Origin of the sequence: Gordonia aquimaris (assembly GCF_026262595.1) — a bacterium.
Lineage (GTDB): Bacteria > Actinomycetota > Actinomycetes > Mycobacteriales > Mycobacteriaceae > Gordonia > Gordonia tangerina.
The window spans coordinates 1-575 of record NZ_JAPKFM010000087.1 but is presented as its reverse complement, the minus strand read 5'-3'; the positions used below and the strand labels follow the sequence as shown (position 1 = coordinate 575).

Here is a 575-nt window from a genome sequence, read left to right as displayed (position 1 = left end):
ACGGATGTTCCCGTTCGGACCGCTACCCGGCTGCGCGATGATGGCGACGATGATCACCCACAACGGCACCGCCTGCCTGGGCCTGAACTCCGACGGCGCCGCCATCACCGACCTCGAGTTGTTCGCCGACTGCCTCGTCGCCGGGTTTGGTGAGGTGCTCGCGCTGGCCGCCGACGACGACCTCGCGGCGGGGGTGCTACGTCGCGTGGTGTGAGCTCCGGCCGGGTGGATCGGTTCGTCCCCCCGGGAATCGCTTCGCCCTCCGCGCGCACGTGGGGGAGGACTTGAGAGGAGGCGCGATGAACTGGTCGGCCGTTGGTTCGCCAACACCGACACGGCCGACCGTCTGTGAACCCTACGGAGTGGAACGGTCCACACCGGTGGCTCGATTGAAGGAAGCCGTCGCGACGATCCGTGCATTGTGGGATTCCGTCGGCCAACCCGTTCGTCGCGACTCCGAGTTCTTCCCGCTGCACGACGTTCGCCGTACCACCCACAATGGGTCGCTGGCCAGAAGTCACCGGGCGCCCTGGATATGCCGAAGGCCCCCAACGGTGTTGGGGGCCTTCGGTGAC

2 pseudogenes are annotated in these 575 nt (G+C 67.5%); both read left to right on the top strand.

The window, feature by feature from the left end:
• Positions 1-214, top strand: a pseudogene (locus OSB52_RS24700) (wax ester/triacylglycerol synthase domain-containing protein); the annotation flags it as partial.
• A gap of 136 nt (positions 215-350) precedes the next feature.
• A pseudogene (locus tag OSB52_RS24695) lies at positions 351-575 on the top strand (LLM class flavin-dependent oxidoreductase); the annotation flags it as partial.